This window comes from Pseudomonas sp. ADPe (assembly GCF_014843515.1).
GTDB classification, from domain to species: Bacteria; Pseudomonadota; Gammaproteobacteria; order Pseudomonadales; family Pseudomonadaceae; genus Pseudomonas; species Pseudomonas citronellolis.
The window spans coordinates 4,593,823-4,609,173 of record NZ_CP062122.1; the positions used below are offsets into that span (position 1 = coordinate 4,593,823).

General features: G+C 70.7%; 7 protein-coding genes. 6 read left to right on the forward strand and 1 reads right to left on the reverse strand.

The genetic code is table 11. The annotated features are described in order from the left end of the window. Positions 1-99: 99 nt before the first annotated feature. Positions 100-702: a glutathione S-transferase family protein gene (locus IG194_RS20895; RefSeq protein ID WP_058488633.1), complete on the reverse strand. Its 603-nt coding sequence runs from the start codon at positions 700-702 to the stop codon at positions 100-102. Positions 703-841: 139 nt separating this feature from the next. On the opposite strand from IG194_RS20895, the gene IG194_RS20900 reads away from it, so the two are divergent. The 6 genes from IG194_RS20900 to IG194_RS20925 all read left to right on the forward strand — a co-directional run bounded on the left by IG194_RS20900 (position 842) and on the right by IG194_RS20925 (position 15,346). Continuing rightward, positions 842-1,729, forward strand: a complete 888-nt coding sequence (locus IG194_RS20900; protein ID WP_058488634.1) for a LysR substrate-binding domain-containing protein — start codon at positions 842-844, stop codon at positions 1,727-1,729. A gap of 319 nt (positions 1,730-2,048) precedes the next feature. Next, positions 2,049-5,537: an exodeoxyribonuclease V subunit gamma gene (recC, locus tag IG194_RS20905; RefSeq protein ID WP_058488635.1), complete on the forward strand. Its 3,489-nt coding sequence runs from the start codon at positions 2,049-2,051 to the stop codon at positions 5,535-5,537. After that, positions 5,534-9,214 carry an exodeoxyribonuclease V subunit beta gene (gene recB / locus IG194_RS20910; protein WP_058488636.1) on the forward strand — a complete coding sequence of 1,227 codons (3,681 nt, stop codon included), beginning with the start codon at positions 5,534-5,536 and terminating at the stop codon, positions 9,212-9,214. The genes recC and recB overlap by 4 nt, the downstream gene beginning before the upstream one ends. Further along, the gene (recD, locus tag IG194_RS20915; RefSeq protein ID WP_058488637.1) at positions 9,211-11,253 is read left to right on the forward strand and encodes an exodeoxyribonuclease V subunit alpha; all 2,043 of its coding nucleotides are present in this window, start codon (positions 9,211-9,213) and stop codon (positions 11,251-11,253) included. Before recB ends, recD begins: the two co-directional genes overlap by 4 nt. A gap of 83 nt (positions 11,254-11,336) precedes the next feature. Continuing rightward, complete coding sequence (locus tag IG194_RS20920) at positions 11,337-14,150, forward strand: ATP-binding protein (RefSeq protein ID WP_009618011.1); 2,814 nt, start codon at positions 11,337-11,339, stop codon at positions 14,148-14,150. After that, positions 14,147-15,346, forward strand: a complete 1,200-nt coding sequence (locus tag IG194_RS20925) for an EAL domain-containing protein (RefSeq protein ID WP_058488638.1) — start codon at positions 14,147-14,149, stop codon at positions 15,344-15,346. Before IG194_RS20920 ends, IG194_RS20925 begins: the two co-directional genes overlap by 4 nt. The last annotated feature ends 5 nt before the right edge of the window (positions 15,347-15,351 follow it).

Genomic DNA, 15,351 nt, shown 5'->3' on the forward strand with positions numbered 1-15,351 from the left:
GCCGACGGCCATCCTAGACAGCGTGACGATCCATATCCAATGAATGTTATTGCTGTTTGAGTGCAATATCGGTGAAGTGTGGGCTCGCCCGCGCGGGCCTCACACCGGCGGGAAGGCCTTGAACGCCTCCAGTGTCTCGGCATGGGCGGTCCAGTCGCGCAGGGCCGGGTAGTCGTCGGCGGCCACGCGCTCGGCATGCACCAGCTGGATGAAGGTCCAGGCCACGGCGGCGCTCAGGCCGGCCTGGTCGAGGCGGCCGTCGCGCGGCAGCGGCTGCGTCAGCAGCTCCAGTTCCAGGCCGGCGCAGGCGGCGCGCAGCTGCTGGTCCACCCGGGCGTACCAGGCGGCGTCGCGGCGGGCCTCGTCGCGCTGCAGCTCGTAGTACAGCTGCACGGCCTTCTCGCAGGCCGCCAGGGCCAGGCCCAGCAGGCGCGTGGCGCGCACCCGCTCGGCCGGCTCGGCGGGCATCAGGCTGCGCCCGGCCTGGTGTTCGGCCAGGTCGATGATCAGGCTCGAATCCATCAGCACCTGGCCGTCGTCCAGCACCAGGCTGGGCGCCTTGACCACCGGGTTGATGGCGCGGAACTCCTCGACGTGGCGGAACACCGAGAGCGAGCGGTGGCTGAAGTCGACGTCCAGCAGGCGCAGGCTGATGGCCACGCGGCGGACGTAGGGCGAGTCGAGCATTCCGATCAGTTGCATTGAGGCATCCTGTTATTGGAGATTACATGGGGTGGCCGGCTGCGAAGGCCGCATGGCAGCGCTGCTGTCGCTAAATCTAGCGGCTGGAAAGGCCGGAAAAAATCGACGATTTATAACTGCAAGGGTTAGCAGAACTTACATGAGCGCCTATCCACCCCTGTCCGCGCTGCGCAGCTTCGAGGCCGTGGCCCGGCTCGGCAGCGTGACCCAGGCCGCCGCCGAGCTGCACGTCACCCACTCGGCGGTCAGCCAGCAGGTGCGCCAGCTGGAGGAACTGCTCGGCGTCACCCTGCTGCAGCGCGAGGGCCGCGGCCTGCGCCTGAGCGAGGAGGGCCGCCTCTACGCCCTGCAGGTGCGCCGCGCCCTGCGCGACATAGCCGAAGCCACGCGCCTGGCGCGGGCGCGGCCCAGCGAGGGGGAACTGGTGGTGGCGGTGCTGCCGTCCTTCGCCCAGCAATGGCTGCTGCCGCGCCTGCCGGCGTTCCGCGAACGCCATCCCGAATACCGCCTGCGCCTGCTGGCCAGCCTGGAAGTCATCGACCTGCGCCAGGGCCTGGCCGACGTGGCCATCCGCATCGGCCAGGGGCACTGGGAGGGCCTGGCCCAGCAACGCCTGTTCGACGACGAACTGCTGGCGGTCTGCGCCCCGCACTTCAACGGCGGACGCCTGCCGCGCACGCCGCAGCAGATCCTCGCCGGCCCGCTGATCCACGGCTTCGAATCCTGGCTGCCCTGGTGCCAGGCGGCGGGCGTGGCGCTGCCCGAAGGCGACGGCCTGTTCACCGTCAACGACTCCAACCTGGTGGTGGAAGCCCTGCGCCTGGGCCTGGGCATAAGCGTCGAACGCCGCAGCCTGGTGGCCGGCGCCCTGGCCCGCGGCGAACTGGTGCAACTGGGCGAGGTCAGCGCGCCCTACGCCTACCCCTACTGGCTGGTGTGGCCACAGCGGGAGGAGACGCGGACCAAGGTGGCGGTGTTTGCCCAGTGGTTGGCGGAGGAGGTGGATGGGTATTTGGGGTGGGGGTGATGCGCGTCCAGCGTAGGGCGAATAACCGTTCGCGGTTATCCGCCGTTTCACAGAGCTTATGCCCGGCTTCGCGGTCGAGTCCGGAGTGCCCGGAAGCAGGTGCTTCGTGGCCCAACCCGAAGCGCGCCTGGGGTCGAGGTCAAACGGCGGATAACGCCGTAGGCGTTATGCGCCCTACACCTGGCCCAGCCAAAGCACGCGCTTCACGACACAGACCGTCGCCCCACCCCGATAAAATCCCCCCTCGCAGGAAAAACCCTCCCACCCCACCCCGGCTTCTGCTCAAATTGCCGGGCCCCCCGGCAAACCTGGAGAAACGATGAGCGAAGCCCTGAGCCCCGGCCTGATGGTCATCCACGGCAACCACCCCGAGGCGCTGCGCGACCTGCTGGTGGCCTGGATGGCGCGCTACCCGCTGGCGCCGCTGGAAAGCGAAACCATCCTGGTGCAGAGCAACGGCATCGCCCAGTGGCTGAAACTGGCCCTGGGCCGCGACGTCGCCGACGGCGGCTGCGGCATCACCGCGGCGCTGGACGTGCAGCTGCCCGCGCAGTTCCTCTGGCGCGCCTACCGCGGCGCGCTGGGCAAGGACCAGGTGCCGGAAGTCTCGGTGCTGGACAAGGCGCCGCTCACCTGGCGCCTGATGCGCCTGCTGCCGGCCCTCCTGGCGCGCGAGGAGTTCCAGGCCCTGCGCCGCTTCCTCGCCGACGACGCCGACCTGCGCAAGCGCTACCAGCTGGCCGAGCGCCTGGCCGACCTGTTCGACCAGTACCAGGTGTACCGCGCCGACTGGCTGGAGGACTGGAGCGAGCACCGCGACCAGCTGCGCACCGCCGGCGGCAACCTTCGCCCGCTGAACGACGACGAACGCTGGCAGGCCGAGCTGTGGCGCGCCCTGCTGGCGGAAGTGGGCGAGGACGGCCTGGCCGGCAGCCGCGCCGGCGTGCACCGGCGCTTCCTCGAACGCCTGCGCGAAGGCGCGCCGCCCAAGGGCCTGCCGCGCCGGGTGGTGGTGTTCGGCATCTCCGCCATGCCGGCGCAGACGGTGGAAGCCCTGGCCGCGCTGGCGCAGGTGGCCCAGGTGCTGCTGTGCGTGCACAACCCCTGCCGCCACCACTGGGCCGACATCGTCGCCGACAAGGACCTGCTGCGCCACGAGTACCGCCGCCAGCAGCGCCGCCCCGGCGTGCCGCTGCAACTGGACGACGACCTCCAGCACCAGTACGCCCAGCCGCTGCTGGCCGCCTGGGGCAAGCAGGGCCGCGACTACATCAACCTGCTCGACCAGTACGACAACCCCGAGAGCTACCGCAGCCGCTTCGGCGAGGTCAGCGGCGGGCGCATCGACCTGTTCAGCGAGGAGTCGCCGGCGCACCTGCTCGGCCAGTTGCAGGACGACATCCTCGAACTGCGCCCGCTGGCCGAGACCCGCGCGCAATGGCCGGCGCTGGAGCCGGCGCGGGACCGCTCCATCCGCTTCCACCTGGCCCACAGCGCCCAGCGCGAGGTGGAGGTGCTGCACGACCAACTGCTGGCGCGCTTCGACGCCGACCCCACGCTGCGCCCGCGCGACGTCATCGTCATGGTCCCCGACATCGACGCCTACGCGCCGCACATCCAGGCGGTGTTCGGCCAGCTCGGGCGCGACGACCGGCGCTTCATCCCCTTCACCCTGGCCGACCAGGGCCAGCGCGGCCGCGAGCCGCTGCTGGTGGCCCTGGAGCACCTGCTGCAACTGCCCGACAGCCGCTTCGCGGTGAGCGAAATCCTCGACCTGCTGGACGTCGGCGCCCTGCGCGCGCGCTTCGGCATCGGCGAGGCCGACCTGCCGCTGCTGCAACGCTGGATCGACGGCGCCGGGGTGCGCTGGGGCCTGGACGGCGAGCAGCGCGAAGACCTCGGCCTGCCCGCCGCCGAAGAGGCCAACACCTGGCGCTTCGGCCTGCGGCGCATGCTGCTGGGCTTTGCGGTGGGCGAGGGCGAGGCCTTCCAGGGCATCCAGCCCTATGCCGAGATCGGCGGCCTGGACGCCGCCGTGCTCGGCCCCCTGGCCGGCCTGCTGCAGCGCCTGGCCGAGGCCTGCGAGCGCCTGGCCGAGCCGGCGCCGCCGGAGGTCTGGCGCGAGCGCCTGCGCCAACTGCTCGACGACTTCTTCCTGACCCGCGACGAGCACGACGAACTGCTGCGCCAGCAACTGCTGCAACTGCTCGAACGCTGGCTGGAAACCTGCGGGCGCGCCGCTTTCGGCGAACCGCTGCCGCTGTCGGTGGTGCGCGAGGCCTGGCTCGGCGGCCTCGACGCCGGCGGCCTGAACCAGCGCTTCCTGGCCGGCGCGGTGAGCTTCTGCACGCTGATGCCGATGCGCGCCATTCCCTTCCGCGTGGTCTGCCTGCTGGGCATGAACGACGGCGACTACCCGCGCCAGCAGCCGCCGCTGGACTTCGACCTGATGCGCAACGACTACCGTCCCGGCGACCGCTCGCGGCGCGAGGACGACCGCTACCTGCTGCTCGAAGCCGTGCTCTCGGCGCGCGACCAGCTGTATGTCAGCTGGGTGGGCCGCAGCATCCGCGACAACAGCGAGCGCCCGCCGTCGGTGCTGATCGGCCAGCTGCGCGACCACCTGGCGGCCGGCTGGTCGCTGGCCGGCCAGCCCGGCGACGGCAAGGCGCTGCTCCACGCGCTGACCACCGAACACCCGCTGCAACCCTTCAGCCGCCGCTACTTCGAAGGCCGGGGCGAGGGCGTCGACGGCTTCTACACCTACGCCCGCGAATGGCGCGAGGTGCACCGCGACGACGAGCCGGCGGAACAGGCCGAGGCGCCGCTGCCCGAACTGCTGCCGGACGCGCCCATCGGCCTGCGCGCGCTCGCCGACTTCCTCGCCAGCCCGGTCAACGCCTTCTTCCAGCAGCGCCTGAAGGTGCGCTTCGCCGAGGAAGACCTGACCGGCCACGACGAGGAAACCTTCGCCCTCGACGGCCTGCAGGTCTGGCAGCTGCAATTCGAACTGTGCGAGCGCCTGCGCCCGTGGATCGAGCAGCACTGGGCCGACGGCGAACTGCCCGGCCGCATCGAGGGGCAGCTGGCGCGCCTGCGCGGCGAGGGGCGCCTGCCGCTGGCGGCCTTCGGCGCCTTCAGCGCCCGCGAGCTGAGCGCGCCGCTGGGCGAACTGCTGACGCGCTACCGCGAGGAACTGGAGCACTGGAGCGAGGCCGAGGAAGGCCAGCGCGAGCTTATCCACAGCCACGCGGCCAGCGGCGTGGAGCTGGGCGACTGGCTCGGCGGCCTGCGGCGCAACGCCGAGGGCCAGTGGGCCAGCGTGCAACTGGTCAGCGGCAAGCTGCACGAAGGCCGCGGCTACAAGTGGCACAGCCTGGTGCGCCACTGGGTGCGCCACCTGGGCTTGCAACTGTGCGGCGCGCCGGTGCGTAGCCTGCTGGTCAGCCAGACCGGCACCCTGGAGCTGCCGCCGCTGACCGCGGAGATCGCCCGCGGCCACCTGGACGCGCTGATCACCGCCTGGCTCGAAGGCCTGCGCCGGCCATTGCCGGTGGCCTGCAAGGCGGCCTTCGCCTGGCTGGGGGCCGACGGTGACGAGGCCCGCGCCGCCAGCGAGGCGGCCAAGCGCTACGACGGCGGCTTCGGCAGCAGCGGCGAGGCGGCTTCCTCGCTGGCTCTGGCGCGGGTCTACCCGGACTTCGCCAGCCTCAACGCCAGCGGCGAATTCGCCAGCTGGGCCGAGAACCTCTACGGCCCGCTGTACCAGCTGCTGCAACGCCGCGACGACGAGGAGCAAGGCCAATGAGCCGCGAACTGCGCGCCCTGGAATTCCCCCTGCACGGCAGCCGCCTGATCGAGGCCAGCGCCGGCACCGGCAAGACCTTCACCATCGCCCTGCTGTACCTGCGCCTGGTGCTCGACCACGGCGGCGAACTGGCCTTCGGCCGGCCGCTGAGCCCGCCGGAAATCCTCGTGGTGACCTTCACCGACGCCGCCACCCAGGAACTGCGCGAACGCATCCGCGCGCGCCTGGGCGAGGCCGCCGCCTGCTTCGCCGAGCCGGCGCTGCAGCACGACGCGCTGCTGGTCGAGCTGCGCGCCAGCTACCCGGAGCAGCGCTGGCCCGGCTGCGCGCGCCTGCTGCGCCTGGCCGCCGAATGGATGGACGAGGCCGCCGTGTCGACCATCCACAGCTGGTGCTACCGCATGCTCCGCGAGCACGCCTTCGACAGCGGCAGCCTATTCACCCAGGACCTGATCACCGACCAGAGCGAACTGCTCGCCGAAGTGGTGCGCGACTACTGGCGGCGCAACTTCTACCCGCTGCCGGCGCCGGCGGCGAAGGTGGTCGGCGACATCTACAAGGGCGGCCCCGAGGCCCTGGCGCGCCTGCTGCAGCCCTTGCTGGCGCAGCAGGAGGCCGGCTTCCGCTATGCCGACCAGCCGCTGAGCGCGCCCGGCTCGCTGCGCGAGCTGCTGGAGGAGACCGGCGCCTTCTACGCGCGCCTGGACGAACTGGAGCAGCAGGCCCGCGCCGCCTGGGCCGCCAACGCCCAGGGCCTACGCCAGCTGCTGATCGACCTGCGCCCGCAGCTCAACGGCAACAGCTACCGCAACAAGGACGACGACGCCGTCTTCGAAGGCTGGCTGCAGGCGCTGGAAGCCTGGAGCCTGGGCGGCGCGGCGCCGGAAAACCTCCACCGCTTCGGCCAGACGCGGATCAAGGTGAAGGGCAAGACGCCGGTGCCCGAGCATGCCGCGTTCCAGGCCATCGATGCCTGGCTGGAGGCCGCCGAGCAGCAGCCGGACATCGCCCCGCAACTGCTGCTGCACGCCCTGGGCGAAGTCAGCCGCGCCCTGGAGGCGGAGAAGCAGCGCCGCGCCGAACTGGGCTTCGACGACCTGCTGGCGCGCCTGGACCGCGCCCTGGCCGGCCCCGGCGGCGAGCACCTGGCCGAGCGCATCCGCCAGCAGTTCCCGGTGGCGCTGATCGACGAATTCCAGGACACCGACCCGCTGCAGTACCGCATCTTCGAGCGCATCTACCGCATCGCCGAGAACCCCAGGGATTGCGGCCTGTTCATGATCGGCGACCCCAAGCAGGCGATCTACGCCTTCCGCGGCGCCGACATCCACACCTACCTGCGCGCCCGCGCCGCCACCGCCGGGCGCCACTACACCCTGGGCACCAACTACCGCTCGACCCTCGCCGTGGTGGAGGCGGTGAACCACTGCTTCGCCTTCGCCGAGGGCCACGAACGCGGCGCCTTCCGCTTCGCCGCGCAGGGCGACAACCCGGTGCCGTTCCAGGCGGTGGCCGCCAAGGGCCGCGACGAGCGCCTGCTGATCGACGGCGAGGAAGCCGCGGCGCTGACCCTCTGGCAACTGGAGAACGACGGTCAGGTGGTCGGCAGCCGGCTCTACCGCGAGCAGATGGCCGCCGGCGCCGCCAGCGCCATCCGCCACTGGCTGAGCCTGGCCCAGCAGGGCCGCGCCGGGCTGTACAAGGCCGATGGCACGGGCCGCGCGCTGCGCCCGGCGGACATCGCCATCCTGGTGCGCGGGCGCAGCGAGGCCGAGGCGGTGCGCGCGGAACTGGCGGCGCGGCGCCTGGCCAGCGTCTACCTGTCCGACCGCGACTCGGTGTTCGACAGCCCCGAGGCCGGCGACCTGCTGCACTGGCTGCGCGCCTGCGCCGAGCCGGGCAACGACGCCCTGCTGCGCAGCGCCCTGGCTACCCGCACCCTGGGCCTGGGCTGGCAGACCCTGGAGCGGCTGAACCAGGACGAACAGTTCTGGGAAGGCATGCTCATGCGCTTCCGCGACTACCGCAGCCAGTGGCAGCAGCAGGGCGTGCTGCCCATGCTGCGCCGGCTGCTGGCCGACTTCGAACTGCCGGCGCGGCTGCTGCGGCGCGCCGACGGCGAGCGCAGCCTGACCAACCTGCTGCACCTGGCCGAATGGCTGCAGCGCGAGGCCGCCGAGCTGGACGGCGAGCATGCCCTGCTGCGGGTGCTGGCCGAGCAGCTGGCCAGCCCGTCGAGCGAGGAAATCCTCCGTCTGGAAAGCGACGCCGACCTGATCAAGGTGGTGACCATCCACAAGTCCAAGGGCCTGGAATACCCGCTGGTGCTGCTGCCGTTCATCTGCAGCTGGAAGGAGCTGGACGGCAAGAGCCAGACGCCGCCCAGCTTCCAGGGCGAGGACGGCAAGGTGATCGAGCTGGCGCGCGGCAAGGACTTGGCCGAGGCGGCCTACCGCCTGGCCAACGACGAACGCCTGGGCGAGGACATGCGCCTGCTCTACGTGGCCCTGACCCGCGCCCGCCACGCCCTGTGGCTGGGCGTGGCGCCGCTGGTGGCGGGCAACGCGAAGAACCCCGAGCTGCACAAGGGCGCCTTCGGCTACCTGCTCGGCGGCGGCGCGGCCATCGCCCTGGACGGCTTCGCCGGCTGCCTGCAGGCCCTGGGCGGCGGCTGCCCCGGCATCCGCATCGAACCCGTGCCGGCGGTGGACGCCACGGCCTACGACGAAGCCCGCGCCGGCCTGCTCGGCCAGGCCCGTGAACCGCAGCGGCGGGGGGCGGAGAAATGGTGGATCGCCAGCTATTCCGCGCTGGCCACCCTGGATGCCGAAGGCGACGCGCCGGCGCCGGCCAGCGAACCCATCAGCGCCGAGGAGGCCACCCTGCGCGAAGGCGACGCCGACAGCGCCGCGGCCGAACTGGCCCAGGCCGCGCCGGCCGCCGGCAGCCTGCACGCCTTCCCGCGCGGGCCCAACCCCGGCAGCTTCCTCCACGGCCTGCTGGAATGGGCCGCCGACGAGGACTTCGCCGTCGTGGCGGAGCAACCCGAGGCGCTGCGCGACCTGATCGCCCGGCGCTGCCAGCTGCGCGGCTGGGAAGCCTGGATCGAGCCCCTGGCGCAGTGGCTGCCGGCCTTTCTCCAGGCCGAACTGGCGGTGCCCGGCGCGGCGCCGGTGCAACTGGCGGCGCTGGCCAGCTACCAGAAGGAAATGGAGTTCTGGTTCGCCGTGAAACCCACCGACAGCACCCGCCTCGACGCCGCCGTGCGCGCCCACGTGCTGCCCGGCGAGGCGCGCCCGGCGCTGCAGCCGACGCAGCTGGGCGGCATGCTCAAGGGCTTCATCGACTTGGTCTTCGAACACGAGGGGCGCTACTACGTGGCCGACTACAAATCCAACTGGCTCGGCCCCGACGCCGCTGCCTACACCGCGCCGGCCCTGCGCGCGGCGGTGCTGGAGCACCGCTACGACCTGCAGTACGCGCTCTACCTGTTCGCCCTGCACCGCCTGCTCAAGGCGCGCCTGGCGGACTACGACTATGACCGCCACGTCGGCGGCGCGCTCTACCTGTTCCTGCGCGGCGGCGAGCACGGCGTGTTCCACGAATGCCCGCCGAAGGCGCTGATGGAGGCGCTGGAAGCGCTGTTCAGCCAACACGCCGAGGAGGTGCCGGCATGACCCGCGAGCAACTGCTGGAACTGCTCGGCCAATGGGCCGAACGCGGCTGGCTGCGCGAGCTGGACCGCGCCTTCGCGGCCTTCCTGGTGGAACAGGCGCCCGACGCCGAGCCGCTGCTGATCCTCGCCGCCGCCCTGGCCAGCCACCAACTGGGCCGCGGCCATGTGTGCCTGGACCTGGCCGCGACCCTCGCCGACAGCCGCTTCGCCCTGTCGCTGCCGCCGGACGGCGAGCTGGAAGGCACGCCGCTGACGCTGCCCGGCGAACTGCTCGATGGCCTCGACCTGGCCGCCTGGCAGGCCGCCCTGGCCGACCCGCGCCTGGTGGGCGAGGGCCCCGGCGCCACGCCGCTGGTGCTGGCCGGACCGCGCCTGTACCTGCGCCGCTACTGGCAGTACGAACGCGAGGTGCGCGCCGGCATCGACCAGCGCCTGGCCCGTGGCGAGGCCCTGCGCGCGGCGCTGCCGGCGGATGCCCTGCGCCAGGCCCTGGACGCGCTCTTCCCGAAACAGGCGAATGCCCCGGCGGACTGGCAGAAACTGGCCTGCGCCCTGGCCGCCGGCAACGCCTTCGGCATCGTCACCGGCGGCCCCGGCACCGGCAAGACCACCACAGTGGTGCGCCTGCTGGCGCTGCTGCAGAGCCTGGCCCTGGGCGGCGAGGGCGGGCGGCCGCTGCGCATCCGCCTGGCGGCGCCCACCGGCAAGGCGGCGGCGCGGCTCAACGAATCCATCGCCAACGCCATGGACCGCCTGGACCTCGGCGCCTTCGCCAACGGCGAGCAGATACGCCAGCAGGTGCCCAAGGAAGTCACCACCCTGCACCGCCTGCTCGGCAGCCGCCCGGACAGCCGCCAGTTCCGCCACCACCCCGGCAACCCGCTGGCGCTGGACCTGCTGGTGGTGGACGAAGCCTCCATGGTCGACCTGGAAATGATGGCCGCGCTGCTCGGCGCGCTGCCGGACAAGGCGCGGCTGATCCTGCTCGGCGACAAGGACCAACTGGCCTCGGTGGAGGCCGGCGCGGTGCTCGGCGAACTGTGCAGCCGCGCCCGCGAAGGCCACTACCGCGCGGCGACCCGCGACTGGCTGCAGGCGGTCAGCGGCGAGCAGGTCAACGACGACCTGCTCGACGCCCACGGCCAGCCCCTCGACCAGGCCGTGGCCATGCTCCGCCACAGCCACCGCTTCGACGCCGCCAGCGGCATCGGCCAGCTCGCCGAGGCGGTCAACGCCGGCGACGTGGCGGCCATGCGCGCGGTCTGGGAACGGGGCTACGCCGACCTGGCGCGCCTGGCCCTGGACGCCCGCGACGACCGCGGCCTGCGCGAACTGGTGGTGGAAGGCGGCGGCCGCTACTTCCTCGACGCCGCCGCCCGCCCGGATGTGGCGCCGCCCCAGGGCTACCGCCACTACCTGCAGGTGCTGCGCGACACCCGCCCGGCGCCGGACGCCGCCCAGGCCGAGTTCGACGCCTGGGCCGGGCGCGTGCTCGCTGCCCACGGCCAGTTCCAGGTGCTCTGCGCCCTGCGCCGCGGCCCCTGGGGCGTGGACGGGCTGAACCTGCGCATCGCCGAGCTGCTGCAGGACGAGGGGCTGATCCAGCCCCACAGCGGCGCCTGGTACCTCGGCCGCCCGCTGCTGGTCACGCGCAACGACTACGGCCTGGGCCTGATGAACGGCGACATCGGCATCACCCTGGCGCTGCCGCGGGAGGAGGGCGGCGAGCGCAAATGGCCGCTGCGGGTGGCCTTCGCCGACGGCCGCGGAGGCATCAAGTGGGTGCTGCCCAGCCGCCTGCAGGCGGTGGAAACGGTGTTCGCCATGACCGTGCACAAGTCCCAGGGCTCGGAGTTCACCCACGCCGCCCTGGTGCTGCCCGACGCGCTCAACCCCATCCTCACCCGCGAGCTGGTCTACACCGGCATCACCCGCGCGCGCAGCTGGTTCAGCCTGGCCAGCGCCGGACGCGGCCAGTGGGTGCTGGAGGCGGCCATCGAACGGCGGGTGCAGCGGGCCAGCGGGTTGCTGGAGGGCTGAGGGCTGCTTTCGTTACATGTGCTGGACGTCACAATTAGAATCGTCTGATAGAGGGGGTGGCACCATGCCGACATGCTGGCGGCATGAAACTCAAGCAATTCCTACAGCCGCTCGATGCCGGTTTCTCCACGCCCAGCGCTGCGCGCAAGCTACTGCGTATGCTCAGTTGCGCATTGATGTTCTGCCTGCTGTGCAGCCTGGCGTTCGCCTTGAGCATGGCGTTCAACCACGAAGTGTCGCTCAGGCGCCGCACCATGAACGCCGCCATGTACGAGGCCCAGCTGTACCTGAGCCATCGTGAGTCGTTGATTGACCATCTCAGCCGCAACGTGATGCCCGTATCGGTGGGCAGGACGTTGGTCGGCGAGGCCCTGAGCCGCGGGCAGGAACACGTGCCGACGATCCTGTCGTTGAATGCCGGCCAGGGGCTGCTGCTTTCCGCCCGCGACCTCGCCGAGCTGCAGGACAAGCGCCTGGGGCTGCTGTACGTCGTCGAGGCTGGCGCGCGCCCGGTGGTCGACCGCCTGATCCCTACCGGCATGCCCGAATCGCCATTGCCCGTGGCAGTGCTCGAAGCGCTACGCCAGGCGTCGTCGACGGCGCCGGCGGTGCGCGTGCACTGGCTGGCAGACGCCGAGGACAGCGAGCGCCGGTTGTTCCTGTTCGAGCCCCTGGGCGACGGCCATGATGCCGGCTGGCTGGGGCTGGAGATCCGTGGTGACGACCTCGACGCGGTGTTGCATGGGGCGGGTGCCGGCGAGTACCTGCTTCTCGACCGGCGACATCAGGTCGTTTTCGCCAGCGACGCCGGGAGCACCCAGGTCGATGCCCTTCGCACGCTCTGGGATGGCGACAGCTTCGACATCACCGGCTACGGCCCGCTACCGCAGCGCATGGTGCTGCTCAAGCACCTGGGCGCCTCGAACTGGATGCTGGTCTATTACCTGGGCATCGGGCAGTTGCTCGTGGCGTTGTGGTTGCCTCTGGTGCTGGCTTTCAGCCTGGCGCTGAGCGTCGGCATGTTGCTGTACCGGCTGGGGCGGCGTATCGACCAGCGGCTGATCCGGCCGGCGCAGCAGCGCCTCGAGGCACTGAAGGAGAGCGAGGCCTTCTCCCGCGCGGTGATCCAGACGGCGCCTGTGGCCTTGTGCGTGCTGCGCCGTGTCGATGCCGCGGTGGTGCTGGAGAATCCGCAGGCGAAGCAGTGGCTGGGTGATGGCCGGGTGATCGCCCGCGAGGGGCCGCGCTGGATTTCCCGTGCTTTCGCCGGGTCTGGCGAGGCGACCGGGGAGGAGATCGAGACCGAGGCCGGGTTGCATCTTTACCTCTGCTACGCGACCACTCGCTACAAGGGCGAAGACGTACTGTTCTGTGCCTTCAGCGACATCAGCGCGCGCAAGCAGACCGAGGCGGAGCTGGCCCGTGCCAAGCAATTGGCCGATGCTGCCAACGAGGCCAAGACGTTGTTCCTGGCCACCATGAGCCATGAGATCCGCACGCCCCTGTACGGGGTGCTCGGTACGCTCGAACTGCTCGGCCGTACCGAGCTGGACCTGCAGCAGACCGGCTATCTGCAGGCTATCCAGCGCTCCTCGTCGACCCTGCTGCAATTGATCAGCGATGTGCTCGACGTATCCAAGATCGAAGCCGGGCAATTGGACCTGGAGCCGGTGGAGTTTTCCCCGGTGGAACTGACCGAGGACGCGGTTCAGTCCTTTGCCGCCGCGGCCCAGGCCAAGGGCCTGCAGATATACGCCTGCCTTGACCCGGAGCTGCCGGCGCGGATGCGTGGCGACGCCGCGTGCATCCGGCAGGTCCTCAACAACCTGCTGAGCAATGCGGTGAAGTTCACCGATAGCGGACGTATCGTAGTGCGGGTGAAGGCTGGCGCAGCGGATGCCGAGCGCATGATGCTGACCTGGCAGGTCACCGATACCGGCTCGGGAATCGGCACCGAGGAGCAGGCCCGCCTGTTCGAGCCTTTCTACCAGGTGCGCCGTTCGGTGCACCAGGTTGGCGGCACGGGCCTGGGACTGTCGATCTGCCAGCGCCTGACGCAACTGATGAACGGCAGCCTGAAGCTGGTCAGCGAGCCGGGCCTGGGTAGCAGCTTCAGCCTCGGCCTGCCGTTGGAGCGTATCGCCGCGCCCACCGAGACCCAGGAACTGGTCGGTTGCGCGGTGCAAGTATTGGCCCCGGTGCGTGAGTTGGCGGACAGCCTGTGTGGCTGGATCGCACGCTGGGGCGGGCGGGCCCGGGTCGCCGTACCCGAGGTGCTGGCCGAGGCGGACGAGCGCACCCTGCTGGTGGAGGTGCAGTTGCCGGAGGCTCCTCAGGCGTCGGTGCCGCAGTGGCCCGGCTGCCGGGTGATCCTCTCCGTGGAGGGTTATGTCGAGCCGCGCCTGCAAGGCTGCGACTGGCTGGTGGGGCTCAACAGCCTGGATGGGTTGCGCCGTGCCCTGGGTCTGGCTCAGGGCTGCGTAAGCAGCGCCGTCGCCTGCCAGGGACCGGCCAAACCGGTGCGCGACCTGGGTATTCGTGTGCTGGTTGCCGAGGACAACGTGATCAACCAGTTGATCCTCAAGGATCAGTTGGAGGCGCTCGGCTGCGTGGTGGAACTGGCCTCCGACGGTCAGGAGGCGCTGCAGCGCTGGCGCCCGGAACGTTTCGACGCGGTGCTCACCGACATCAACATGCCGCGCTTGAACGGCTACCAACTGGCTGCCGAACTGCGTCGACGTGGCTGCCAGCAGCCGATCATCGGCGCCACCGCCAATGCCATGCGCGAGGAACGCGAGCGTTGCATGGCCGCCGGCATGAGTGATTGCCTGCTCAAGCCGGTGGACCTGGACTCGCTGCAGCGCTGCCTGGTGGCGGCGCTCGAGGTGGAGCTATGAGCACGCAATCCTATCGGGTGCTGGTGGTCGAGGACCAGCCGTTCCAGCGCGAGTATCTGCTCAACCTGTTCCGTGAGCGAGGCGTGGAATACCTGGTGGGCGCCGGCGATGGAGCAGACGCCCTGCGTTGGCTGGAGCGGGAGGAGTTCGATCTGATGCTCAGCGACCTGATGATGCCGGGTATGGACGGCGTGCAGATGATTCAGCAACTGTCGCGCCTGGAGCATCGCCCGCAACTGGCGCTGATGAGCTCGACTTCGCGACGCATGATGGTCAGCGCCAGCCTGGTGGCGCAGAGCCTTGGCCTGTCGGTGATCGATCTGCTGCCCAAGCCGGCTCTGCCCAGCGCCATCGGCCGCCTGCTGGCGCGCCTGGATAAACGCCTGCGGCAGGGGGGGGAGTCCCACGTCGGAGTCGGCCGCAGCGGCCGTTCGGCTCTGTCCGAAGCACTGGACAAAGATCAACTGCAGGCCTGGTTCCAGGCCAAGAAGTCCCTGCACACGGGGCGCATCGTTGGTGCCGAGGCACTGGTACGCTGGCTGCATCCACAGCAGGGGCTACTTCTGCCAGGTTGTTTCATGGCCGACATCGAGGCCCATGGCCTGCAGGAAACGCTGCTCTGGCACATGCTCGAGCAGACCCTGCGGGCCCAGACGCTGTGGCGTGAGTCGGGCTACGAAGTGCCGGTGTCGGTGAACCTGCCGACCCAGTTGCTGGACATCCCGGACCTGCCGGATCGCCTCGGCGAATTCGTTGGCGATCATGGTGCCAACCCCGGTTCGCTGTGCTTCGAGCTGACCGAGAACAGTGCCACGACATTGCCGGGCAACTACTACGCCGGAGCCTGCCGCCTGCGCATGAAGGGCTTCGGCCTGGCCCAGGACGACTTCGGGCAAGGCTACAGTTCGCTGTACAACCTGGTCTCGACACCCTTCACCGAGCTGAAGATCGACCGCTCCCTGGTGCATGGCTGCGTGGAGGACAGCGATCTGGCCGCCGCCGTGGCAAGCAGCATCGAACTGGGCCGCCAGCTACGCCTGGACGTGGTCGCCGAGGGCGTGGAGACCTGGGAGGAGTTGAGCCTGCTGCGCCGCCTGGGTTGCGACCGGGTGCAAGGCTTCCTGATTTCCGAGGCGGTCACCGCCCGCGTATTCGAGCAGCAGTTGCAAGAGGACGGACCAAGCGCCGGTGGCTAGCGCCG